This is a genomic window from Ruminococcus sp. CAG:57 (assembly GCF_000435935.1).
GTDB lineage: Bacteria > Bacillota > Clostridia > Oscillospirales > Ruminococcaceae > Hominimerdicola > Hominimerdicola aceti.
The window spans coordinates 1-619 of the sequence record NZ_FR890701.1 but is presented as its reverse complement, the minus strand read 5'-3'; the positions used below and the strand labels follow the sequence as shown (position 1 = coordinate 619).

General features: G+C 42.2%; 1 protein-coding gene. It reads left to right on the top strand.

From position 1 onward, the window contains the following. The coding region (locus tag QVO88_RS03005; protein ID WP_288177741.1) for a gamma-glutamylcyclotransferase family protein at positions 1-451 on the top strand (451 nt) is incomplete at its 5' end. Between the last annotated feature and the right edge of the window lie 168 nt (positions 452-619).

Genomic DNA, 619 nt, shown 5'->3' with positions numbered 1-619 from the left:
CATCAATCTTGAACAAATGGCAAACCGCTGCCCGAATTCAAAGATCGTAAGCAAGGAGATGCTGAAAGGATACGAGCTTGAATTCAGAGGTGTTGCGACGATCGTGCCGAATGATAAATCGGAAGTTCCCGTACTCATATGGGAGATAGACGGACGAGATGAGCACAGTCTTGACAAATATGAAGGCTTTCCGAACTATTACCGCAAGGAGCTTTTTGAGATAGATGTTAATGGCGAAAAGAAAGAATGTATGGCATATCTGATGAACAGCGGTCACATTTCACCGCCTATGAGCTATTACTACAACGTTATAAAGCAGGGTTATGAGGCGAACGGTATGGATACAAGCTATCTGAGAGCGGCACTTGAAAAGTCGGTTTGCGAACAATGTTTTGATGAAATTCAAGATGAAGAGCTTGACGAATATGATGATCTTCAATTGAAGCTTTAAGGAGGTGGTGAAATGAGATACAAGGATTTTTATGTGAGAATTACGCCTGACAAATATATCCCCAGGGTTGACAAGAAAGGCAATAAAATTCTCTGTGAGGGCTTTTTGATACAGGTTTTCGCTGACGAAACCGAGCAGGTCGAGATATACAACTTTTCTGCGGCTGTT